Source organism: Pseudomonas sp. LBUM1663, from assembly GCF_059695905.1.
Window position 1 is genome coordinate 6,007,311 of record NZ_CP166792.1, and the last position, 22,406, is coordinate 6,029,716.

Below are 22,406 nucleotides of genomic sequence, written 5' to 3' on the forward strand. Positions count from 1 at the left end.
GTAGGAGCGAGGCATGCCCGCGAAGACGGCATCCCTGGCGACAAAAATCTTTCCTGCTATCGAAAATCCCGCCGCTCACGAATCAACGTGTAGGCCGTGTGCAGTTCGCGGGTCTTGTCAGTCGCTTCACGCACCTGCAACGCCGTCGCACCGCTGCCGGCAATCTTGTCCGGGTGGTGGCGACTGAGCAGGCGTCGATAGGCACGCTTGATTTGCGCCGGCTCGCTGGTCGCCGACACCCCCAACAGCTGCAAGGCATCCTGATAAGTCAGGGTGCTGCTGACTTGCGGTCGCTTGTGCTGATCGTAGTCAGCCGCCAGCGCCAGTACTTGTTGCGGCGTCCAGCCCAGCCACTTGCCCCACTGGGCCAGCAGTTCGCGCTCATTGTTTCCCGCACGCCCATCGGCCCAGACCATCCGCCAACAGGCGCGCAAGACACCTTCCGCCGCGTGAGGCTGAGCACTCAAACGCCGTAGATACCCGCGCAAGCGGTCATTGCCCGATTTACCACGATTGAACGCCGCAATGGCACGACGCTGCGCCGGTTCGGTCATCTCCAGCGCACGCATTTCCTGACGGGCCTGCTGGATGTGGCCATCCACCACGCGTCCATCGCTCTTGGCCAACCGTCCCAGCAACACGAACAACAGTTCATCGTTGCGCAGCATCGGACGACCGCCGAGCTTTTCACGCAAATGCCCCCAGCTTTGCAGGTGCAAACGTCGATCCAGCGCCTGTCCCAGCAAAGCACCGAGCATGGCCCCCGGAATGCTGGCTATGGCAAAGCCCGCTCCGGCTCCAATCAGAGTCCCTGGCCACAGCATCTCAGCGTCTCGCTTCTATCAGGGTTTCAACTTCAGCCAGGCGTTCGTGCGTGCCGACATCCACCCAGTGTCCGTTCAGGCGCTCGCCGGTGACCTGTCCATCGGCCATGGCCTTGCGCAGCAATGGTGCCAGTTTGAAGGCGCCGGCCGAGCAACCGTCGAACAGTTGCGGATGCAGCACGGCAATGCCGCTGTAGGTCAGGGTGTCGGCGTCGGGCTGACCGTCGCGCACTTGCCCGTCGACCAGCGCGAAATCGCCGGTCGGGTGATGGGCCGGATTATCCGCCAGCACCAGGTGTGCCAACCCGGCGATGGGTTGATGCAGCACGCTGAAGTCGTAGTCAGTCCAGATGTCACCATTGACCACCAGGAATGCTTCATCGCCCAGCAGAGGCAACGCGCGGAAGATACCGCCGCCGGTCTCCAGTGGCTCCCCTTCCGGTGAGTATTGAATACGCAGGCCGTATTGCGAGCCGTCCCCCAAGTAGTTTTCGATCTGCTGACCGAGCCAGGCGTGGTTGATCACGATCTCGGTAAACCCGGCGATTGCCAGGGCTTTCAAGTGGTACTCGATCAGAGGCACGCCGCCGGCACGAACCAGCGGTTTGGGTGTGGTCAGGGTCAGCGGGCGCATGCGCTCGCCTTTGCCGGCTGCCAGAATCATCGCCTTCATGCAGGGGCTCCAGCACGCAGGCTCAGCAGCAACACATCCAACTCAGCCAGCTCAGGACGGCGGGCGATCACCGCGTCTATATAAGCAAAGAAGCGCGGCACATCGGCCAGGTAGCGCGGCTTGCCGTCGCGATGGCAGATGCGGGCGAAAATGCCGATCACTTTCAGGTGACGCTGCACGCCCATCAGGTCGCTGGCCCGCAGGAAGTCTTCGAATTCAGGCTGCACGGGAATGCCAAGCGCACCCGCTTGCTGCCAGTAATTTTCCAGCCAGGCGTGCACACGCTCCTCGGGCCAACTGAGGAAGGCGTCCTTGAACAGACACGTCACGTCATAGGTCACCGGGCCATAGACCGCGTCCTGGAAATCCAGCACGCCAGGGTTTGGCTCGCTGAGCATCAGGTTGCGTGGCATGTAGTCGCGATGCACCAGCACTTTAGGCTGGGCAAGGGCGCTGTCGATCAGCAGCTCAGTCACGTTCTGCCAGAGCATTTGCTGTGCGGAGTCGAACTCGATGCCCAACTCGCGTTTCACGTACCACTCGGGGAACAGTTCCAGCTCGCGGCGCAGCAAGGCCACGTCATAACTCGGCAACGGCGCGACCATCGGCAATTGCTGGAAAGCCAACAATGCTTGCAGGGCATCCTCGAACAAATCGTCGGCATTTCCGCTGTCGATCACGTCCAGATAAGTCTTGTTGCCCAGGTCATTAAGCAAAAGAAAACCGCGTTCGAGGTCTTCGGCATAAATTTTCGGCACATTTATTCCGGATTTCGCCAGCAAAAAAGCGATATCCACGAAGGGTTTGCAGTTTTCCTGGGGCGGTGGCGCGTCCATCACGACGAAACTTCGGCCTTCACCTTCCCAGCGGAAATAGCGCCGAAAACTCGCGTCACTACTGGCCGCAGTCAATGTGGCCGGGGGTACGGCGCCCCAGCCCTGTTCTGCAAAGAGGATTGCCAACTGCTCGTCGAGCCAAACTTTCAGGTGTTGCAAACGTACATCTTGGTCAGGCATTGCAAGGGTCTCCGACGGCGCTAGCCGTCAAGCGGGTCATGCTTTATTATCCAGCATCTTTTTCAGACCATCGAGAGGCGTGCGGCCCACACCGCGGGCAGATGGCACGCAGGAAGCCCGGACTAATAAGATGGCATTGAAATCCCCCGCGTTTCGTAAAAAATTTCCGTTGTTGGTTACCGGCAGTCTGCTGGCCCTGCAACCCCTAGCCACTTCTTTCGTGGTCGCCGCGGAACAGTATGACTGCTCAGTCTCTGCTTCGGGTGCCTGGGACTGTGCGCCAAAAGCGCCAGCGGCGGCTTTGCCTCCGCGTCCCGTCCATGACGGCAGCGCAGTTTCCGCCACCGGCGAACCTGCGACTGAGAGTGGCACCAGTGAAGACACCGGCGCCAAGCCTGTGCTGGTTACCGAGTCCAAAGGCCGCGGCCTGAAGTCGCGTAGTGCAGACTACAGTCACCTCGACTGGGTTCCGCGCGAGAACCTCACGGCGGCGCAACTGGCCGAGACCGGTCCTTACTGCTCTGGTTCCTATATCGAACCGATTCGTCCTGGCATGAATGACAAGACGAATAAAAGTGACGCCCCGACCTTTATCGGCGCCAAGGCCTCTCGCTATAAGCAGGATGAACAAGTCGCGACCCTGGCCGGTGACGTCGTCATGCGTCAGGGCAGCATGCAGGTCGAAGCCGACGAAGCGAACCTGTACCAGGCCGAGAGCCGTGGTGAGCTGAGCGGCAACGTGCGCATTCGCGACAACGGCGCGCTGATTGTCGGCGACCACGCCGACGTGCAGCTCGACACCGGTGAAGCCAAGGTCGATAACGCCGAATACGTGATGCACAAGTCGCGCATCCGCGGTAACGCGCTGTACGCCAAACGTGCAGAGAACGCGATCATCCGCCTCAAGGACGGTACGTACACCACGTGCGAACCGAACAGCAACGCCTGGCAGCTCAAGGGCAACAACATCACCTTGAACCCGGCGACCGGCTTCGGTACCGCAACCAACGTGACACTGCGGGTCAAGGACATTCCTGTCCTGTACACGCCGTACATCTATTTCCCGATCGATGACCGTCGCCAGTCCGGCTTCCTGCCGCCGACTATCGGCACGGGCAGCGATACCGGCTTCATGCTGGTAACACCGTACTACTTCAACCTGGCGCCAAACTACGATGCCACGTTGTATCCGCGCTACATGAGCAAGCACGGCCTGTTGATGGAAGGCGAGTTCCGCTACCTGACCCCATCCAGCGAAGGTCAGTTCGGTGCCGCGTACCTCAACGACGAAGACACTGATCGCAGCAAGCAGACCGACTACCAGAAAAACCGCTACATGTATAACTGGCAGCACAAGGGTGGTCTGGATTCGCGTGTTCTCACACAGGTCGATTACACCAAGATCAGTGATCCGTATTATTTCCAGGATCTGCAGACTGACCAGATTGGTGTGAAAAGCGCTGACTACGTTAACCAGCAGGGTTCTGTCAGCTATCGTGGCGACAGCTACACCGCTCGCCTCAACGCCCAGGCCTATCAGCTGGCGACCGTATCGAACATCACGCCTTACGACCGCTTGCCGCAGATCACTTTCAACGGTCAACTGCCTACGCATCCGGGCGGTCTGAATTTCGATTACGAAACAGAACTCGTGCGCTTTGATCGTGACTTGAAGGACGGTAACTTCGTAAACGAAGATGGCACCGTTGAACCGCGTCTTGATAACAACGTTCAAGGCCTGGCACGTGCCAACGGCGACCGTTTGAATCTCCAACCGGGTGTCAGCTTGCCGTTGGACTGGACTTATGGCTTCGTGAAGCCATCGCTCAAGTACCAGTACACCCAGTACCAACTGGATCTGGACGGTACCGGCAAAAACCAGATCGTAGCTCAAAATCAAGCCGCAGCTGCAGCCGGGACCGAGAATTTCAATGGTCAATTCGGCAGCAACCAGAACCGCGCCGTTCCAATCGCCAGCATCGACAGCGGCCTGTATTTCGATCGCAACACCCAATGGTTTGGCAAGAACTATCGCCAGACCCTCGAACCGCGCCTGTTCTACCTGTACGTCCCTGAAACTGATCAGGAAGACATTCCGGTATTCGACACCAGCGAATACACCTTCAACTACGCGTCGCTGTTCCGTGACAACCGCTTCTCCGGCTCCGACCGCGTCGGCGACGAGAACAAGCTGTCCCTGGGCGTAACCAGCCGCTGGATCGAAGACAACGGCTTCGAACGTCAACGCATCAGCGTCGGCCAGGCCTTGTACTTCAAAAACCGTGAAGTGCAGTTGCCAGGCATCGATGCTAAAACCCGCGAAGACGCGAAATCCAAGGTTTCGCCTTATGCGCTGGAGTACGAATATCGCTGGAACCGCGATTGGCGCACCACCGCCGATTACAATTGGGACCCGGACACCCGCAGCCCTCGCTCGGGCAGCGCGATGTTCCACTATCAGCCTGAAGACAACCCGAACAAGATCATCAACGCCGGCTATCGCTATCGTAATGACCAGATCCGTTACGACCAGAACACTGGTCAATGGCAGGTGGGCGGCGGAGACTACGGCACCCCGGGCCAGCCTGGCTACGTGAAGGATTACTACAAAATCAAACAGCACGACTTCTCGGTGATGTGGCCTATCGTGCCGCAGTGGAACCTCATCAGCCGCTGGCAGTATGACTACAACCGCAACCGTACCCTGGACGCCTTCGGTGGTTTCGAGTACGACAACTGCTGCTGGAAACTGCGCTTGATCAGCCGCTACTTCGTCGACTATGAAGAAAACAGCCAAGACGCCCCGCAAAACGAAAAAGGCGACCACGGCGTCTTCCTACAAATCGTTCTGAAAGGTCTCGGCGGCCTCACCGGCGCCAAAGTAGAGAGCTTCCTCGACAAAGGCATCCAAGGTTATCGTGAACGTGAAGACCAAGCTTTCTGATTGTCTGCGCCCGCTAGTGTTGGGCGCGCTGTTCCTGGGTACTGCGGCGAACGCCGCAGTACAGTCCATCGATAAAGTGGTGGCCATTGTCGATAACGACGTGGTCATGCAGAGCCAACTGGACCAACGGGTCCACGAAGTTCAGCAAACCATCGCCAAACGCGGTTCTGCTGTACCACCGGCCAACGTGCTGGATCAGCAGGTGCTTGAACGTCTGATCGTCGAAAACCTGCAACTGCAGATCGGCGAGCGTTCCGGCATCCGTATCACCGATGAAGAACTGAACCAGGCTGTCGGCACCATTGCCCAGCGCAATAACATGTCGATTGATCAGTTCCGTGCTGCCCTGACTCGCGACGGCCTCTCTTACGAGGACGCCCGGGAGCAGATTCGCCGCGAAATGATCATCAGCCGTGTGCGTCAGCGTCGTGTGGCCGAACGTATCCAGGTGTCTGAACAGGAAGTGAAGAACTTCCTCGCTTCCGACCTCGGCAAGATGCAGTTGTCCGAAGAGTTCCGTCTGGCCAACATCCTGATTCCTACACCGGAAAGCGCCAACTCCGACGCGATTCAGAATGCTGCCAAGCAAGCGGACGCGGTCTACCAGCAACTCAAGCAAGGCGCTGACTTCGGTCAGTTGGCAATCGCCAAATCCGCCAGCGAAACTGCACTGGAAGGCGGCGACATGGGCTGGCGTAAAGCCGGTCAATTGCCACCTCCATTCGATCGCATGCTGAGTACCATGACGGTGGGCGACATTACCCAGCCTATGCGCACGCCGGGCGGCTTCATCATCCTGAAGATCCTCGACAAGCGTGGCGGTGAAACCCAGACGCGTGACGAAGTGCACGTGCGTCATATCCTGGTCAAACCTAGCCCGATTCGCGACGAAGCAAAAACCAAGGCCTTGGCCGAATCGCTCTACACCCGAATCGAAGCGGGTGAAGATTTCGGCGAACTGGCGAAAAGCTTCTCGGAAGACCCGGGTTCCGCCCTCAACGGTGGCGACCTGAACTGGATCGACCCGAATGCATTGGTGCCTGAGTTCCGCGAAGTGATGGCCAAGACCCCGCAAGGTCAGCTGTCCAAGCCGTTCCAGACTCAGTACGGCTGGCACGTTCTGGAAGTCCTTGGCCGTCGCGCCACCGACAGCACTACCCAGGCCCGTGAGCAGCAAGCGATGACCGTACTGCGTAACCGCAAATACGACGAAGAGCTGCAAACCTGGCTGCGTCAGATCCGTGACGAAGCTTACGTAGAGATCAAACTTCCTGGTGCAGACCAGGCAGCGCAGTGAAACCCAAGCGTTTCGCGCTGACACCCGGCGAACCGGCCGGCATAGGTCCCGACCTGTGCCTGCTGCTTGCCTCGCAAGCCCAGCCACACCCCCTGATTGCCATTACCAGCCGCGACCTGCTCATCGAGCGGGCCGCGCAGCTGGGCGTGGTTGTCGATCTGCTCCCGGTAAAGCCAGACAGCTGGCCGGATGTTCCGGCACCCGCCAACAGCCTGTATGTCTGGGATACCCCGCTCAACGCACCGGTCACCGCCGGAAAACTGGACAAGGCCAATGCGGCGTTCGTCCTGGAAACCCTGACCCGTGCGGGCCAAGGCTGCCTCGACGGGCATTTCGCCGGCATGATCACCGCCCCTGTGCACAAGGGCGTGATCAATGAATCCGGGATTGCCTTCTCCGGGCACACCGAATTTCTCGCGGACCTGACCCACACGGCGCAAGTGGTGATGATGCTTGCCACCCGTGGCTTGCGCGTGGCGCTGGTGACCACTCACCTGCCCCTGCGGGAGATTGCCGATGCAATCACGCCGGAGCGGCTGGAACGGGTCACTCGCATTCTGCACACGGACTTGCAACAAAAGTTCGGCATCGCCCAGCCACGCATCCTGGTCTGTGGGCTAAACCCGCACGCCGGTGAAGGCGGTCACCTGGGCCATGAAGAAATCGACATCATCGAACCTACATTAGAGCGCCTGCGCGGCGAGGGCATGGACCTTCGCGGCCCCCTGCCCGCCGACACTCTGTTTACCCCCAAATATCTGGAGCACTGCGACGCGGTGCTGGCGATGTACCACGACCAGGGCCTGCCCGTGCTGAAATACAAAGGCTTCGGCGCGGCAGTCAACGTGACCCTGGGCTTGCCGATCATCCGCACGTCGGTCGACCACGGCACCGCCCTGGATCTGGCCGGCAGCGGCAAAATCGACACCGGCAGCCTGCAAGTCGCCCTGGAAACCGCCTACCAGATGGCCGAGACCCGTTTATGACCGAGCATTACCAACACCGGGCGCGCAAGCGTTTTGGCCAGAACTTCCTGCACGATGCCGGCGTTATCGACCGCATCCTGCGCTCCATTCACGCCAAACCTGAAGACCGCCTGCTGGAAATCGGCCCGGGCCAGGGTGCATTGACCCAGGGCCTGCTGGGCAGCGGCGCACAACTGGACGTGGTGGAGCTGGACAAGGACCTGATCCCTATCCTCAATCAGCAGTTCGCCGGCAAGAGCAACTTCAACCTGCATCAGGGCGACGCGCTGAAGTTCGACTTCAACAGCCTGAACGCCGCACCGGGCAGCCTTCGGGTCGTCGGCAACCTGCCGTACAACATCTCTACGCCGCTGATTTTTCACTTGCTGCATAACGCCAGCCTGATTCGCGACATGCACTTCATGCTGCAAAAGGAAGTTGTCCAGCGTATGGCGGCAGGTCCTGGCGGCGGAGACTGGGGTCGCCTGTCGATCATGGTTCAGTATCATTGCCGGGTTGAGCATCTGTTCAACGTCGGCCCCGGCGCGTTCAATCCGCCACCGAAAGTCGATTCGGCCATCGTGCGCCTGGTGCCTCACGCGGTGCTGCCGCACCCGGCCAAGGATCACAAGCTGCTGGAGCGTGTTGTGCGCGAAGCTTTCAACCAGCGCCGCAAGACCCTGCGCAATACCCTCAAACTGCTGCTGAGCAACGACGAAATTACCGCTGCCGGTGTCGACGGCAGCCTTCGTCCTGAACAGCTTGACCTTGCCGCGTTCGTGCGCCTGGCCGACAAGCTCAGCGAACAAGTCCTGCCCACCCCTGCCGTCGACTGACAACCGACGAGCGTTATCGGGTAGGACACCAGCGCCCATGTCTGGTTTACTACCCGATACTTGGCCTAGACTGAGTTCCATCAGCTACGCCCCGCGTCCCGCTTCGCTTTTAAGGCCTCTTGCATGTCCGATCCTCGTTATCAGGTCGACGTCAGCGTCGTCACCCGCTATCTGGCAGAACAATCGCAACCCGAGCACAACCGCTTTGCCTTTGCCTACACCATCACCGTGCAGAACAACGGCGAGTTACCGGCCAAGTTGCTGTCACGGCACTGGGTCATCACCGATGGCGACGGGCATGTCGAAGAGGTCAAAGGCGCGGGTGTCGTGGGCTTGCAGCCACTGATCCAGTCCGGTGAAAACCACACCTACAGCAGCGGCACGGTTATGACCACCAAGGTCGGCACGATGCAAGGTACTTATGCGATGGTGGCCGACGACGGCAAACACTTCGACGCCATCATCGCGCCATTCCGCCTGGCGGTGCCCGGAGCCCTGCACTGATGGCGACGTATGCCGTCGGCGACCTTCAAGGCTGCCTTGAGCCGCTGCAATGCCTGCTCAAACAAGTCGCTTTCGACCCTGCAAAGGATCGTCTGTGGCTAGTGGGCGATCTGGTCAACCGCGGCCCGCAGTCGCTGGCAACCTTGCGTTTCCTCTATAGCATTCGCGAATCGCTGGTGTGCGTGCTCGGCAACCACGACCTGCACTTGCTGGCGGCCGGACAGAACATCGAACGCCTGAAAAAAGCCGACACCCTGCGCGAGATTCTCGCAGCCCCCGATTGCCTGGAGCTGCTGGAGTGGATGCGTCAGCAAAAGCTCATGCACTACGACGAACAGCGCAACATTGCCCTGGTCCATGCTGGCATCCCGCCCCAGTGGTCGCTGCGCAAAGCCTTGAAATGCGCCGCCGAAGTTGAAGAAGCCCTGCGCGACGACAACCGCTTTCCGGCCTACCTTGACGGCATGTACGGCAACGATCCGGTGAAATGGGACACCGACCTCAAAGGCGTAACCCGCCTGCGCGTGATCACCAACTATTTCACCCGCATGCGCTTTTGTACCAGCGAGGGCAAACTCGACCTCAAGGGCAAAGAAGGCATCGACACCGCGCCGCCGGGCTATGCGCCGTGGTTCAAGCACAAGGAGCGCAAGACCAAGGGCGTGAAGATCATCTTCGGCCATTGGGCGGCGCTCGAAGGCCGGTGTGACGAGCCAGACGTCTTCGCGCTCGACACCGGGTGTGTCTGGGGTGGCTCCATGACCCTGATGAACGTAGACACCGGCGAACGCCTGCTGTGCAAATGCGACGAACATGGCCACACACTACCGCCAGTCGCCCCCATCACTCCCGATCAAACGTCAGCCAGCGCCCAGCGCTAGACTGCGCTTTCAGCCGAGCCACAGGAGCCCGCCATGAGCGAATTCAAACGCATCCCACCAGAACAGGCACAGGCCCTGCGCGAACAAGGCGCAGTGGTGGTCGATGTCCGCGATCCTGCGACCTTTGCCGCGCTGCACATCAGCGGCTCGAAGCATCTGGACAATCATTCCCTTCATGCCTTTATCCAGGCGGCCGATCTGGACGCACCGACCGTGGTGGTCTGCTATCACGGCAATTCCAGCCAGGGCGCCGCCGCTTACCTGATCAGCCAGGGCTTTTCCGACGTGTACAGCATGGATGGCGGTTTTGAGCTGTGGCGCACGACTTATCCTGCGGAAACAGCGCAAGGCACCTCCGAATAATTTTTTTGTAACGTGCAAGCCCCGGCCCCCGCGGGCTCGCACGGTGGCAGACGAACGGTCTGCCACACATAATTACGTATCTCGCCTTTACCTCCCGAATTAGCAACTATCCTTAAGCGCAGGCCATCCAAAACAGGGGAGAGCCGGTACACCGGCGCGCGGGTCATCGGGAGTAGCTTTCGGGGCAGTCAGCTTCGAAAGAGTTCTGGGGGGTAAACAGCAACTGCATATCCGGTTGCTGCCAGCATCGACTGAATGATCCGGCGTCGGCTCCACGTATCGAGCGAGGTGACGTCATGAGTATCTTTAGCCACTTCCAACAACGCTTCGAGTCCACACGCCAGGAAGAACTCTCGCTGCAAGAGTATCTGGAACTGTGCAAAAGCGACCGCAGCGCCTACGCCTCCGCCGCCGAGCGTCTGTTACTGGCCATCGGTGAACCGGAGCTTCTCGACACCTCGGCCAACTCGAGGCTGTCGCGAATCTTCTCCAACAAGGTGATCCGCCGCTATCCGGCCTTTGAAGACTTCCACGGGATGGAAGAATGCATTGACCAGATCGTGTCGTATTTCCGCCATGCCGCTCAGGGCCTGGAAGAGAAGAAACAAATCCTCTACCTGCTCGGCCCCGTCGGTGGCGGTAAATCGTCCCTGGCCGAGAAGCTGAAACAGCTGATCGAGAAAGTGCCTTTCTACGCCATCAAGGGATCGCCGGTATTCGAGTCACCGCTGGGTCTGTTCAACGCCACTGAAGATGGTGCGATCCTCGAAGAAGACTTCGGCATTCCGCGGCGCTACCTCAATACCATCATGTCGCCATGGGCCACCAAGCGCCTGGCCGAATTCGGCGGCGACATCAGTCAGTTCCGTGTGGTGAAACTCTATCCGTCGATTCTCAACCAGATCGCGGTGGCCAAAACCGAACCGGGCGATGAAAACAACCAGGACATCTCGGCGCTGGTGGGCAAGGTCGATATCCGCAAACTGGAGGAATACCCACAGAACGACGCCGATGCCTACAGCTATTCAGGCGCTCTGTGCCGGGCCAACCAAGGCCTGATGGAATTCGTCGAAATGTTCAAGGCGCCAATCAAGGTGCTGCACCCACTGCTGACGGCCACCCAGGAAGGCAACTACAACAGTACCGAAGGCCTCGGGGCGATTCCGTTTACCGGGATCCTCCTGGCTCACTCCAACGAATCGGAATGGCACACCTTCCGCAACAACAAGAACAACGAAGCCTTCATCGACCGGATCTATATCGTCAAAGTGCCGTACTGCCTGCGGGTCAGCGACGAGGTGAAGATCTACGACAAGCTTCTGTTCAACAGCTCCCTGGCCAAAGCCCATTGCGCACCCGACACCCTGAAAATGCTCGCCCAGTTCACCGTGCTCTCACGCCTCAAGGAGCCGGAAAACTCCAACATCTATTCCAAGATGCGCGTGTATGACGGCGAGAACCTCAAAGACACAGACCCAAAAGCCAAGTCGATCCAGGAATACCGCGATAACGCCGGTGTCGACGAAGGCATGAACGGTCTGTCGACCCGGTTTGCGTTCAAGATCCTGTCCAAGGTCTTCAACTTTGATCCGCACGAAATCGCCGCCAACCCGGTGCATTTGCTCTATGTGCTGGAACAACAGATCGAGCAGGAACAATTCCAGGCCGAGACCCGTGAACGGTATCTGCGCTTTCTCAAGGAGTACCTGGCACCGCGTTATATCGAATTCATCGGCAAGGAGATCCAGACTGCCTACCTCGAGTCTTACAGCGAGTACGGCCAGAACATCTTCGATCGCTACGTGCTGTACGCCGACTTCTGGATCCAGGACCAGGAATACCGAGACCCGGAAACCGGCGAAATCCTCAACCGCGTCGCGCTGAACGAAGAGCTTGAGAAAATCGAAAAACCGGCCGGCATCAGCAATCCGAAGGATTTCCGCAACGAAATCGTCAACTTCGTCTTGCGCGCCCGGGCCAACAACAATGGCAAGAACCCGACCTGGCTCAGCTACGAAAAACTGCGGGTGGTCATCGAGAAGAAAATGTTCTCCAACACCGAGGACCTCCTGCCGGTCATCAGCTTCAATGCCAAGGCCAGCAAAGAGGACCAGCAGAAGCACAACGACTTCGTCACACGGATGGTCGAGCGGGGCTACACCGACAAACAGGTACGACTGCTGTCCGAGTGGTACCTGCGGGTCAGAAAATCACAATAACCCGCTGCCGGTCAGACCGGTTGTCGTCAGCCAGAGACCTGTGTGCGCTTTTTCTGTTACACAGGCCTCTGGAAGGTGTTCGAAAGTCGCAAGCGAAGGTTCAGGCAGCATCCAAAGCGCTTGGGGGAGCGTGAACATCCCTTGGCACTCGGCACGATGCTGCATAACCGCTCGCCCCTTTCAGGACAGCTTCTAAGGAGCAGTCATGAGCTATGTGATCGACCGACGTCTCAATGGCAAGAACAAGAGCACGGTGAACCGTCAGCGGTTTCTGCGGCGTTATCGTGATCACATCAAGAAGGCCGTCGAAGAGGCGGTCAGTCGGCGCTCCATTACCGATATGGAACACGGCGAACAGATCAGCATCCCCGGCCGCGACATCGACGAGCCGGTGCTTCACCATGGACGTGGCGGCAAGCAGACGGTCGTGCACCCCGGCAACAAGGAATTCACCAGCGGCGAACACATTGCCCGTCCGCCAGGCGGTGGTGGTGGCAGAGGCCCGGGAAAGGCTGGCAATTCGGGCGAAGGGATGGACGAGTTTGTCTTCCAGATCACCCAGGAGGAATTCCTCGAATTCATGTTCGAGGACCTCGAACTGCCGAACCTGGTCAAACGCAACCTGACCGGCACCGACACTTTCAAGACCGTGCGCGCGGGCATCAGCAACGAAGGTAACCCCTCGCGAATCAACATCATTCGTACCCTTCGTTCGGCCCATGCCCGGCGAATTGCCCTGTCTGGCAGCAGCCGGGCAAAGTTACGGGAAGCCAAGGAGGAACTGCTGCGACTCAAGCGGGATGAACCGGATAACTTCGGTGATATTCAGGAGATCGAAGCAGAAATCGAAAAACTCAGTGCGCGCATCCATCGCGTTCCCTTTCTCGATACCTTCGACCTCAAGTACAACCTGCTCATCAAGCAACCGAACCCCAGCTCCAAGGCGGTGATGTTTTGCCTGATGGACGTGTCCGGCTCCATGACCCAGGCGACCAAGGACATCGCCAAGCGCTTTTTCATCCTGCTGTACCTGTTTCTCAAGCGTAACTACGACAAGATCGATGTCGTGTTCATCCGCCACCACACCAGCGCTCGCGAAGTGGATGAGGAAGAGTTCTTCTACTCCCGGGAAACCGGCGGCACCATCGTCTCCAGCGCCTTGAAACTGATGCAGGAGATCATGGCAGAGCGCTATCCGAGCAATGAGTGGAATATCTACGCGGCCCAGGCCTCCGACGGTGACAACTGGAACGACGACTCGCCGATCTGCCGCGACATTTTGATCAACCAGATCATGCCGTTCGTGCAGTACTACACTTACGTTGAGATTACTCCGCGCGAACACCAGGCCTTGTGGTTCGAATACGAACGCATCGCCGAAGCCTTCTCTGACACTTTTGCCCAGCAGCAACTGGTCTCGGCCGGGGATATCTACCCGGTCTTCCGTGAACTCTTCCAGCGCAGGTTAGTGACATGACCGCCAAAGAGCAGAAGCGCCAACCCATTTCCACCGGCTCCGAATGGACATTCGAGCTGATCCAGGCCTACGACAAGGAAATCAGTCGCCTGGCGGCTCGTTATGCCCTGGATACCTACCCCAACCAGATCGAAGTGATCACCGCCGAGCAGATGATGGACGCCTACGCCTCCGTCGGCATGCCGCTGGGTTATCACCATTGGTCCTACGGCAAACACTTCCTCAGCACCGAGAAGTCCTACAGCCGTGGGCAGATGGGGCTGGCCTACGAGATTGTGATCAATTCGGACCCATGCATCGCCTATCTGATGGAAGAAAACACCATCTGCATGCAGGCCCTGGTGGTCGCTCATGCCTGCTATGGCCACAACAGCTTTTTCAAGGGCAATTACCTGTTCCGCACCTGGACCGACGCCAGTTCGATCATCGATTACCTGGTGTTCGCCAAGCAGTACATCATGCAGTGCGAAGAACGCCACGGCATCGATGCGGTGGAGGACCTGCTGGATTCCTGTCATGCGTTGATGAACTACGGGGTCGATCGCTACAAACGGCCGTATCCGATCTCGGCTGAAGAAGAGCGCCGTCGGCAAAAGGATCGGGAAGAGCATTTGCAGAAGCAGATCAACGATCTGTGGCGGACCATTCCAAAAGGCGCGGACAAGTACAGCGACAAGGACAACGCACGCTTCCCCGCCGAACCTCAGGAAAATATCCTGTACTTCATCGAAAAACATGCGCCGTTACTGGAGCCCTGGCAGCGCGAAATCGTGCGCATCGTGCGCAAGATCGCCCAATATTTCTACCCGCAACGCCAGACCCAGGTCATGAACGAAGGCTGGGCCACGTTCTGGCACTACACGTTGATGAACGATCTGTATGACGAAGGTCTCGTCACCGACGGCTTCATGATGGAATTTCTGACCTCCCACACCAGCGTGGTCTACCAACCCGGCTTCGACAGCCCCTACTACAACGGCATCAACCCCTATACCCTGGGTTTTGCCATGTACCGGGACATCCGCCGCATGTGTGAACACCCGACCGAAGAGGATTACCGCTGGTTCCCTGAGATTGCCGGTACCGACTGGCTGTCGAGCATCAAGTTCGCCATGAGCAGCTTCAAGGATGAAAGCTTCATCCTGCAGTATTTGTCACCCCAGGTGATCCGCGACCTAAAGCTGTTCAGCATTCTCGATGACGACCAAAAGGACGATCTGCTGGTCCCGGCCATTCACGATGAAGGCGGCTACCGCACCATTCGCGAAACACTGGCCGCGCAGTACAACCTCGGTAATCGCGAGCCCAATATTCAGATCTACAGCATCGACCGGCGCGGTGACCGCTCCCTGACCTTGCGCCACCAGCAACACGACCGCAAACCACTGGGCGAGTCCACCGAGGAAGTGCTCAAGCACCTGCACCGGCTGTGGGGTTTCGACATTCACCTGGAAACGCTGCAAGGCGACCAAGTCATGAAAGTTCACCATGTCCCGCCCAGAAGCGACCACAGCGAGGGAGATTACGGCCGGCTGGACTTGGCCGTCATTCATCTTTGATCCTGTTTCTGCCTCCGGAAGTTCGACGCAAAGGTTATTCTGTCGGGCTAACGGAGGTTTTTTATGCGGATTTATAAAGTCGGCGGTGCGGTACGCGATCGCCTGCTGGGCAAGCCTGTCACCGATATCGACTGGGTCGTGGTCGGGGCCACCACTGAAGAAATGCTCGCCAAGGGCTATCGCCCCGTGGGTGCTGACTTTCCGGTATTTCTTCACCCCAAGAGCGGTGAGGAATACGCCCTCGCCCGTACCGAACGCAAAAGCGGGCGTGGTTACGGTGGCTTCACCTTTCACGCCAGCCCCGAAGTCACCCTCGAAGAAGACCTGATCCGTCGCGACCTGACGATCAACGCCATGGCCGAAGACGATCAGCAGAATCTGACCGATCCTTACCACGGCCAGCGCGATCTCGAAGCCCGAGTGCTTCGTCACGTTTCGCCCGCGTTCGCTGAAGATCCGCTCCGGGTTTTGCGCGTTGCCCGCTTCGCAGCCCGTTACGCCGGGCTGGGTTTCACCGTTGCGCCTGAAACAGTGGAGCTGATGCGCCAACTCAGCGAGTCAAGTGAATTGGAAGCTTTGACGGCGGAACGCAGCTGGAAAGAGATTTCCCGTGCACTGATGGAAGATCAGCCGCAGGTCTTCATTGAAGTGCTTCGCGAATGTGGTGCGCTCAAGGTGTTGATGCCGGAAGTAGACGCTCTGTTCGGCGTGCCACAACCGGAAGCCCATCACCCGGAAATCGACACCGGCGTGCACACCTTGAGCGTGCTCGAGCAAGCCGCGCAGCATAAACAACCGCTGACCGTACGCTGGGCGTGCCTGTTGCACGACCTGGGCAAAGGATTGACGCCCAAGGAAGAATGGCCACGCCACATCGCCCACGAACACACGGGCCTGAAGCTGATCAAAGCGGTCAACGAACGCTTCAAGGCACCGAAGGATTGCCAGGAATTGGCATTGCTGGTGGGCCAATATCACACTCATGGCCATCGCGCCCTGGAGCTGAAACCCTCGACGTTGCTGGAGTTACTGCAGAGTTTTGATGTTTATCGCCGGCCTCAGCGGTTTGAGGAGTTCATTGCGGCGTGCGAGATGGACGCCCGAGGCCGCAAAGGGCTGGAGCAGAGAAGTTATCCACAGGCGGATTATTTGCGCGGAGCAGCGACCGCGGCACGGAGCGTGGCGGTACAGCCGTTGCTGGAGAAGGGATTCAAGGGGCCGGAGCTGGGTGAGGCAATCAAGCGTGAACGACTCAAAGCGCTCAAGGCCTACAAAGAGGCGGCGTCTGCCTAAAAATACCTCGCGGGCAAGCCTCGCTCCTACAAGGCCCAAGTCGTTTGCGATGGGGCGAACGACGCAAAACTTGTAGGAGCGAGGCTTGCCCGCGAAGGCCTCATCCGCCTCACAACAAATTCGAAGGCGTCAGCTGCTCACCGCGCCACTCGAAAGCCACCGGCGCCAACACCTGATCAATCTGCGCATCGCGCCACAACGCAGCAAAGCTCTTGCCTACGCCCGGATGCACTCTGTCCGGCGCAATCAGCGACAACGGCCACAGCACAAAGGCATTTTTCAGAATCTCTGCCCGCGGCAAAATCAGTCCGTCGAAATTGCCCACCAGATCGCCAAACAGCAGCACGTCGATATCCAGCGGCAAACCCTTGCGGTCCGGCGCATAACGGCCATTGTCCGCCTCGATGAATTTCAATCGACGGTCCAGCTCCATCAGCGGCAGGTCGGTGTAGGCCGAGACCACGAAATTGAAAAACGGCCCGCTCTTGATTCCCACAGGCTGGCTTTCGAACACCGCCGAGCAGCGTATATCCACCAGGAAACCTGCCAGGGCTTCCAGGCCCGCCTGCAAATGGGTTTCGCGCTCGATATTGCTACCGAGCCCGAGATACACCTGAGTCAGCGACATCCGCGCTCGATCTCCACGCCCACACCACCGGTGGCCGCCGGGACGGCGCCAGGCTTGGTCAGCTTGAGGCGCATCCAGGTGATCTTGAATTCGCTCATCAACACTTCCACCAAACGCTCGGCAAAGGTCTCGACCAGCTGGAACTGCGCCTGCTCGGCAAAGGCCTGGATGCGCGACGAAACGCTCGCGTAGTCGAGCGCCAGGGTCAGGTCGTCGCCTGCCGCTGCCGGGCGATTGTCCCAGGCGAAGCTCAGATCAAGTCGCAGGCACTGTCGGATGCCTCGTTCCCAGTCGTAGGCACCAATCACAGTGTCGACTTCCAGGCCCTCGATAAACACTCTGTCCAAGCACTTTTCTCCGCTACACGACAAGGGCGCAATGCGCCGTTAGAATCAGGGCGTCCTCGCCCGGAATAGTTAGCATGTTTTGGTTACTGGCGACCCTCGCCTACCTGCTCGGCTCTCTGTCCTTCGCCATTTTGCTCAGCCGCCTGACCGGTAACCCCGATCCGCGGATGAGTGGGTCGGGTAATGCCGGCGCCACCAACATGTTGCGCCTGGCCGGCAAGAAACTCGCCATCCTGACCCTGATCGGCGACCTCTGCAAAGGCCTGTTGCCGGTGCTGATCGCCGGTGTTGCGGATCTTTCGCTGCAAGAACAGGCCTGGATCGGCGTTTGTGCCGTCATCGGCCACCTGTTCCCGCTGTACTTCCGCTTTCGCGGTGGCAAGGGTGTCGCCACTGCGGCCGGCATGCTGCTGGGCCTGTATCCGCCTGCTGCACTGCTGGCGGTCTGTGCCTGGTTGCTGACGTTCTATCTGACCCGCACCAGCTCACTCGCCGCACTGATCGCCACGCCGCTGACCCTGCCGTTGCTGGCCTGGCAAGAACCGGCGGCACTGCTACCCATGAGCGCACTCACGGGGCTGATCGTCTGGCGTCATCGCGGCAATCTACGCGACCTGTTTGCCGGGCGCGAACGGCATTTTTAAATACCGCTCATCACAGCGCCGACAGTTGCTCCATCGGCCAGCGCGCCTGCACGCTGATCGCCAGGCTTTCGTGCTGACCGGCCTGCAAGCGCTGGCAACCGGCAAACGCAATCATCGCGCCATTGTCGGTGCAGAACTCCGGACGGGCATAAAACACATCGCCTTTCATGTCGCCGAGCATTTTTTCCAGAGAGGTGCGCAGCGCCTTGTTGGCGCTGACGCCCCCAGCGATCACCAGACGCTTCATACCCGCCTGTTTCAGGGCGCGCTTGCACTTGATGGTCAAAGTCTCCACCACGGCCTGCTGGAACGCCAGCGAGATGTCGCAACGGGCTTGCTCGCTGTCGTCCCCGGCGCTGACGCTTTGCTGCCAGGTGTTCAGGGCAAAGGTTTTCAAGCCACTGAAGCTGAACGCCAGGCCCGGGCGGTCGCACATGGGACGCGGAAAGGTGAAACGCCCTGAAACACCCCGCTCTGCAAGCTTGGCGATTTCCGGACCGCCCGGATAATTGAGGCCCATCATCTTCGCCGTTTTGTCGAACGCTTCACCGGCGGCATCGTCGAGTGTCTCGCCCAACAGCGTGTAATGGCCAATCCCGTCGACCTGAACCAGCTGCGTATGACCACCCGACACCAACAAAGCGACGAACGGGAATTGCGGCGGTTGCGGCTCCAGCATCGGCGCCAGCAAATGGCCTTCCATGTGGTGCACACCCAGCGCCGGAATACCCCAGGCGAAGGCCAGCGCCTGAGCGCAAGAGGCGCCCACCAGCAAGGCACCGACCAAGCCAGGACCCGCGGTATAAGCGATGGCGTCGATCTCGGTGGGCACACAGTCCGCTTCGGCCAACACCTGACGAATCAAGGGCAGCATGCGCTTGACGTGGTCGCGCGAGGCCAGCTCCGGCACCACTCCGCCATAAGCGCGGTGCAGGTCGATCTGACTGAACAGCGCGTCGGCCAGCAGGCCGCGTTCACTGTCATATAATGCGACACCGGTTTCGTCGCAGGAGGTTTCTAATCCCAGTACTAGCATGGGTTTGCGCCTTGTTTAGGCTGAATTCGAAGGCGCGCATAATAGTCGCCATGGGATGCCCCGACTAGCGGTTTTCGATCAGAGGCTTTGCATTCCGGTCGATGAGGAGTTAACATCCGCAACCCTTAAAAACCGACGTCTTCAAGTGCTCTTTTGCCGCGAGGATGTTGACCCCGGTAATGAATGAAGGTAGCTCTGGATGCCAGCCGTCAAAGTAAAAGAGAACGAACCCTTCGACGTAGCTCTGCGTCGTTTCAAGCGCTCCTGCGAAAAAGCCGGTGTACTGGCTGAAGTTCGTAGCCGCGAATTCTACGAGAAGCCTACTTCTGAGCGTAAGCGTAAAGCAGCAGCCGCTGTTAAGCGTCACGCGAAGAAAGTTCAGCGCGAACAGCGCCGCGCCGTTCGTCTGTACTAATACACAGACGTTCGTAGCAAGCTTCTGCCAAGCCCGGCCCTCAGCCGGGCTAATGGCATTTGCGGAAAACGCTTGATGCTTCACCGTCAAAGCCGCAGACGCGACCGAGACAAACCTGCTTCACAGCGTCAGACCTGGCTCTTTTGCCAGCGGTGCACGTCTTTTCTGACGAGCCTTCCAAGGCTACTGACGAGCACACCCACTGATTCCTCTTACGACGATCAGCCCAAGGCGCCTTCTTGCGTGCCCGCTTATGAGCTATCCGAGGCCTTCGACTGGCCGCAGCGGATTTCAGCGAAACACTTTCATATAGTCGAATACTGATTGGTACTAACGTCAGTGGATTTTCGGCAGATACACTTCCCGATAGCGATTAAGCAGACGACACCGGTCGAGCCGCACATTTTGCGTGCCTCAAACAACGACCCGCGTTCGGCCGCTCATTGTTTTGGGTCCCTTTAAGCGCAGATGACGAGAACGCCATGGCCGGGCTAATTCCCCAGAGCTTCATTGACGACCTTCTGAACCGCACCGACATCGTCGATGTGGTCAGCTCGCGCCTGCAAATGAAAAAGGCCGGCAAGAACTACACCGCCTGCTGCCCTTTTCATAAAGAGAAAACCCCGTCCTTCAGCGTCAGCCCCGATAAACAGTTCTATTACTGCTTCGGCTGCGGCGCGGGCGGCAATGCCCTCGGCTTCATGATGGACCACGACAATCTGGATTTCGTCCAGGCAGTCGAAGAACTGGCCAAAGCCGCCGGCATGGAAATCCCCCGCGAAGAAAGCGGTCGGCCGCACAAACCGCGGCAACCGACTGATTCGCCGCTGTACCCGCTGCTGACTGCGGCCGCCGACTTTTACCGGCAAGCCCTGAAAAGCCATCCATCGCGCAAAGCGGCTGTGGATTACTTGAAAGGTCGCGGGCTGACCGGAGAAATCGCCCGAGACTTCGGCCTCGGCTTCGCACCGCCCGGCTGGGATAATCTGTTCAAGCACTTGAGCAGCGACACCCTGCAACAGAAAGCCATGGTCGACGCCGGCCTGCTGATCGAGAACGCCGAAACCGGCAAACGCTATGACCGCTTTCGCGATCGCGTGATGTTCCCGATCCGTGACAGCCGCGGACGCATCATTGCTTTCGGCGGCCGGGTATTGGGCGACGACAAGCCGAAATACCTGAACTCACCGGAAACCCCGGTATTTCATAAAGGCCAGGAGCTCTATGGCCTTTATGAAGCACGCAAGAACAACCGTAACCTCGACGAAATCATCGTCGTCGAAGGCTACATGGACGTCATTGCCCTCGCCCAACAAGGCTTGCGCAATGCCGTCGCAACCCTGGGCACCGCCACCAGCGAAGAGCACTTGAAACGGCTATTTCGCGTCGTGCCCAACGTGCTTTTTTGCTTCGACGGTGACCAGGCTGGCCGCAATGCTGCGTGGCGCGCACTGGAAGCAGCCCTGCCGTGCCTGCAAGACGGGCGGCGCGCGCGCTTTCTGTTCCTGCCCGAAGGTGAAGACCCGGACACGCTGGTCCGCTCGGAAGGAACTGACGCTTTCCGCGCGCGAATCAACCAGCACGCCCAGCCGTTGGCGGATTATTTCTTTCAACAGCTGACCGAGGAATCGGACCCGCGCTCGCTCGAAGGCAAGGCCCACATGGCCACCCTCGCCGCGCCGCTGATCGACAAGGTCCCAGGCGCGAACCTGCGCATCCTGATGCGTCAGCGCCTGACCGAAATTACCGGTCTCAGCGGTGAAGCCGTGAGCCAACTGGTTCAAAGCGCACCTCAGGATGCGCCGCCGGCATACGACCCGGGCATCGATTACGACGCCATGCCGGATTACAGCGACTACCATCAGCCGCAGGCACAAGAGATGTATGTGCCGCAGCAGGAATGGACGCCGAAGAAACCCGGAGCGGGTGGCAAGAAGTGGGACAAGAAGCCCTGGGACAAGAACGGCAAGCGGGGCGGTGATCGTGATCAACCGAGCGCCCCGCGCACACCGATTGCTGTGGAAGCCCCAACCCTGATCGCACTTCGCACGCTCATTCATCACCCGGATCTGGCTGGCAAGGTCGAAACCGCCAACCACTTCGCCAATGAGAGCAATACCTACGCTCAGTTGCTGGTAGCGCTGATCGAGGCCGTGCAAAAAAATCCTAAGCTAAACTCTATTCAGTTGATGGCCCGCTGGCATGGGACCGAACAGGGGCGCCTGCTCAAGGCTTTGGCGGAAAAGGAATGGCTGATTGACGGCGACAACCTTGAACAACAGTTTTTAGACACCATTACTAGGCTATCGGCAAGTCAACACACAGATAGCCTGGAAGTACTTATCAGGAAAGCAAGGCAGCCAGGATTGACCGCGGAGGAAGCAAATCAGATAGCAAATCAGATGCGCGACCTATTAAAACGCAATATGGCTGTATCAACCCCGACCTCAACTGGCGCGTGAGGTCATAGCTCAGGTATAATCCT

20 protein-coding genes are annotated in these 22,406 nt (G+C 58.9%); 14 read left to right on the top strand and 6 right to left on the bottom strand.

Annotated elements, in window-relative coordinates; translation table 11 throughout:
* Window positions 1-56: 56 nt before the first annotated feature.
* The 3 genes from ACA075_RS27595 to ACA075_RS27605 are packed head-to-tail and all read right to left on the bottom strand — an operon-like array spanning window position 57 to window position 2,513.
* Window positions 57-824, bottom strand: a complete 768-nt coding sequence (locus tag ACA075_RS27595; protein WP_497296327.1) for a TerB family tellurite resistance protein — start codon at window positions 822-824, stop codon at window positions 57-59.
* 1 nt (window position 825) lies between these two features.
* Window positions 826-1,497: an N-acetylmuramate alpha-1-phosphate uridylyltransferase MurU gene (gene murU, locus ACA075_RS27600; protein ID WP_497296328.1), complete on the bottom strand. Its 672-nt coding sequence runs from the start codon at window positions 1,495-1,497 to the stop codon at window positions 826-828.
* The gene (locus tag ACA075_RS27605) at window positions 1,494-2,513 is read right to left on the bottom strand and encodes an aminoglycoside phosphotransferase family protein (RefSeq protein ID WP_497296329.1); all 1,020 of its coding nucleotides are present in this window, start codon (window positions 2,511-2,513) and stop codon (window positions 1,494-1,496) included. The genes murU and ACA075_RS27605 overlap by 4 nt, the downstream gene beginning before the upstream one ends.
* 130 nt (window positions 2,514-2,643) lie before the next feature.
* Here ACA075_RS27605 and ACA075_RS27610 point away from each other — a divergent pair, with 130 nt between their 5' ends.
* The 11 genes from ACA075_RS27610 (at window position 2,644) to ACA075_RS27660 (ending at window position 16,851) form a co-directional block, all read left to right on the top strand.
* Window positions 2,644-5,457 carry an LPS-assembly protein LptD gene (locus tag ACA075_RS27610; protein WP_497296330.1) on the top strand — a complete coding sequence of 938 codons (2,814 nt, stop codon included), beginning with the start codon at window positions 2,644-2,646 and terminating at the stop codon, window positions 5,455-5,457.
* Window positions 5,438-6,754, top strand: a complete 1,317-nt coding sequence (gene surA, locus ACA075_RS27615) for a peptidylprolyl isomerase SurA (protein ID WP_497296331.1) — start codon at window positions 5,438-5,440, stop codon at window positions 6,752-6,754. The genes ACA075_RS27610 and surA overlap by 20 nt, the downstream gene beginning before the upstream one ends.
* Window positions 6,751-7,740 (top strand): 4-hydroxythreonine-4-phosphate dehydrogenase PdxA, encoded by a 990-nt coding sequence (gene pdxA, locus ACA075_RS27620; protein ID WP_497296332.1) that lies wholly within the window; start codon window positions 6,751-6,753, stop codon window positions 7,738-7,740. Before surA ends, pdxA begins: the two co-directional genes overlap by 4 nt.
* Entirely contained in the window at window positions 7,737-8,555 is an 819-nt protein-coding gene (gene rsmA, locus ACA075_RS27625) for a 16S rRNA (adenine(1518)-N(6)/adenine(1519)-N(6))-dimethyltransferase RsmA (RefSeq protein ID WP_219096911.1), read from the top strand. Before pdxA ends, rsmA begins: the two co-directional genes overlap by 4 nt.
* A gap of 123 nt (window positions 8,556-8,678) precedes the next feature.
* Window positions 8,679-9,059, top strand: a complete 381-nt coding sequence (apaG, locus tag ACA075_RS27630) for a Co2+/Mg2+ efflux facilitator ApaG/CorD (RefSeq protein ID WP_219096912.1) — start codon at window positions 8,679-8,681, stop codon at window positions 9,057-9,059.
* Window positions 9,059-9,940, top strand: a complete 882-nt coding sequence (locus ACA075_RS27635; RefSeq protein WP_497296333.1) for a symmetrical bis(5'-nucleosyl)-tetraphosphatase — start codon at window positions 9,059-9,061, stop codon at window positions 9,938-9,940. Before apaG ends, ACA075_RS27635 begins: the two co-directional genes overlap by 1 nt.
* A 33-nt stretch (window positions 9,941-9,973) precedes the next feature.
* Window positions 9,974-10,303, top strand: coding sequence for a thiosulfate sulfurtransferase GlpE (gene glpE, locus ACA075_RS27640; protein WP_109635326.1), 330 nt, complete (start codon window positions 9,974-9,976; stop codon window positions 10,301-10,303).
* Between the two features lie 296 nt (window positions 10,304-10,599).
* Window positions 10,600-12,522, top strand: coding sequence for a PrkA family serine protein kinase (locus ACA075_RS27645; RefSeq protein ID WP_008147199.1), 1,923 nt, complete (start codon window positions 10,600-10,602; stop codon window positions 12,520-12,522).
* Between the two features lie 205 nt (window positions 12,523-12,727).
* Complete coding sequence (locus ACA075_RS27650; protein WP_010467159.1) at window positions 12,728-13,999, top strand: YeaH/YhbH family protein; 1,272 nt, start codon at window positions 12,728-12,730, stop codon at window positions 13,997-13,999.
* Window positions 13,996-15,558, top strand: coding sequence for a SpoVR family protein (locus tag ACA075_RS27655; protein ID WP_497296334.1), 1,563 nt, complete (start codon window positions 13,996-13,998; stop codon window positions 15,556-15,558). Before ACA075_RS27650 ends, ACA075_RS27655 begins: the two co-directional genes overlap by 4 nt.
* 63 nt (window positions 15,559-15,621) lie before the next feature.
* Entirely contained in the window at window positions 15,622-16,851 is a 1,230-nt protein-coding gene (locus tag ACA075_RS27660) for a multifunctional CCA addition/repair protein (RefSeq protein ID WP_497296335.1), read from the top strand.
* Window positions 16,852-16,960: 109 nt separating this feature from the next.
* On the opposite strand, the gene folK is transcribed toward ACA075_RS27660, so the two are convergent.
* Window positions 16,961-17,479, bottom strand: a complete 519-nt coding sequence (folK, locus tag ACA075_RS27665) for a 2-amino-4-hydroxy-6-hydroxymethyldihydropteridine diphosphokinase (protein WP_219096916.1) — start codon at window positions 17,477-17,479, stop codon at window positions 16,961-16,963.
* Window positions 17,470-17,826, bottom strand: a complete 357-nt coding sequence (gene folB, locus ACA075_RS27670; protein WP_008051601.1) for a dihydroneopterin aldolase — start codon at window positions 17,824-17,826, stop codon at window positions 17,470-17,472. The genes folK and folB overlap by 10 nt, the downstream gene beginning before the upstream one ends.
* A 74-nt stretch (window positions 17,827-17,900) precedes the next feature.
* Here folB and plsY point away from each other — a divergent pair, with 74 nt between their 5' ends.
* The gene (gene plsY, locus ACA075_RS27675; RefSeq protein ID WP_497296336.1) at window positions 17,901-18,470 is read left to right on the top strand and encodes a glycerol-3-phosphate 1-O-acyltransferase PlsY; all 570 of its coding nucleotides are present in this window, start codon (window positions 17,901-17,903) and stop codon (window positions 18,468-18,470) included.
* Between the two features lie 10 nt (window positions 18,471-18,480).
* Here plsY and tsaD read toward each other — a convergent pair whose 3' ends face one another.
* Window positions 18,481-19,506, bottom strand: a complete 1,026-nt coding sequence (gene tsaD, locus ACA075_RS27680) for a tRNA (adenosine(37)-N6)-threonylcarbamoyltransferase complex transferase subunit TsaD (protein ID WP_010467153.1) — start codon at window positions 19,504-19,506, stop codon at window positions 18,481-18,483.
* Window positions 19,507-19,705: 199 nt separating this feature from the next.
* Here tsaD and rpsU point away from each other — a divergent pair, with 199 nt between their 5' ends.
* Both rpsU and dnaG read left to right on the top strand, forming a co-directional pair.
* Window positions 19,706-19,921: a 30S ribosomal protein S21 gene (rpsU, locus tag ACA075_RS27685; RefSeq protein WP_002551877.1), complete on the top strand. Its 216-nt coding sequence runs from the start codon at window positions 19,706-19,708 to the stop codon at window positions 19,919-19,921.
* Between the two features lie 482 nt (window positions 19,922-20,403).
* Window positions 20,404-22,383 (top strand): DNA primase, encoded by a 1,980-nt coding sequence (gene dnaG / locus ACA075_RS27690; protein WP_497296337.1) that lies wholly within the window; start codon window positions 20,404-20,406, stop codon window positions 22,381-22,383.
* Window positions 22,384-22,406: the final 23 nt, after the last annotated feature.

What these genes read in the sequence shown, in the direction of transcription:
- ACA075_RS27655 (WP_497296334.1), top strand. Translation starts at nt 13,996, where the DNA reads ATGACCGCCAAAGAGCAGAAGCGCCAACCCATTTCCACCGGCTCCGAA.
- ACA075_RS27610 (WP_497296330.1), top strand. Translation starts at nt 2,644, where the DNA reads ATGGCATTGAAATCCCCCGCGTTTCGTAAAAAATTTCCGTTGTTGGTT.
- plsY (WP_497296336.1), top strand. Translation starts at nt 17,901, where the DNA reads ATGTTTTGGTTACTGGCGACCCTCGCCTACCTGCTCGGCTCTCTGTCC.
- tsaD (WP_010467153.1), bottom strand. Translation starts at nt 19,506, where the DNA reads ATGCTAGTACTGGGATTAGAAACCTCCTGCGACGAAACCGGTGTCGCA.
- ACA075_RS27650 (WP_010467159.1), top strand. Translation starts at nt 12,728, where the DNA reads ATGAGCTATGTGATCGACCGACGTCTCAATGGCAAGAACAAGAGCACG.
- rsmA (WP_219096911.1), top strand. Translation starts at nt 7,737, where the DNA reads ATGACCGAGCATTACCAACACCGGGCGCGCAAGCGTTTTGGCCAGAAC.
- murU (WP_497296328.1), bottom strand. Translation starts at nt 1,497, where the DNA reads ATGAAGGCGATGATTCTGGCAGCCGGCAAAGGCGAGCGCATGCGCCCG.
- glpE (WP_109635326.1), top strand. Translation starts at nt 9,974, where the DNA reads ATGAGCGAATTCAAACGCATCCCACCAGAACAGGCACAGGCCCTGCGC.
- folK (WP_219096916.1), bottom strand. Translation starts at nt 17,479, where the DNA reads ATGTCGCTGACTCAGGTGTATCTCGGGCTCGGTAGCAATATCGAGCGC.
- ACA075_RS27595 (WP_497296327.1), bottom strand. Translation starts at nt 824, where the DNA reads ATGCTGTGGCCAGGGACTCTGATTGGAGCCGGAGCGGGCTTTGCCATA.
- ACA075_RS27635 (WP_497296333.1), top strand. Translation starts at nt 9,059, where the DNA reads ATGGCGACGTATGCCGTCGGCGACCTTCAAGGCTGCCTTGAGCCGCTG.
- ACA075_RS27660 (WP_497296335.1), top strand. Translation starts at nt 15,622, where the DNA reads ATGCGGATTTATAAAGTCGGCGGTGCGGTACGCGATCGCCTGCTGGGC.
- apaG (WP_219096912.1), top strand. Translation starts at nt 8,679, where the DNA reads ATGTCCGATCCTCGTTATCAGGTCGACGTCAGCGTCGTCACCCGCTAT.
- ACA075_RS27605 (WP_497296329.1), bottom strand. Translation starts at nt 2,513, where the DNA reads ATGCCTGACCAAGATGTACGTTTGCAACACCTGAAAGTTTGGCTCGAC.
- dnaG (WP_497296337.1), top strand. Translation starts at nt 20,404, where the DNA reads ATGGCCGGGCTAATTCCCCAGAGCTTCATTGACGACCTTCTGAACCGC.
- rpsU (WP_002551877.1), top strand. Translation starts at nt 19,706, where the DNA reads ATGCCAGCCGTCAAAGTAAAAGAGAACGAACCCTTCGACGTAGCTCTG.
- ACA075_RS27645 (WP_008147199.1), top strand. Translation starts at nt 10,600, where the DNA reads ATGAGTATCTTTAGCCACTTCCAACAACGCTTCGAGTCCACACGCCAG.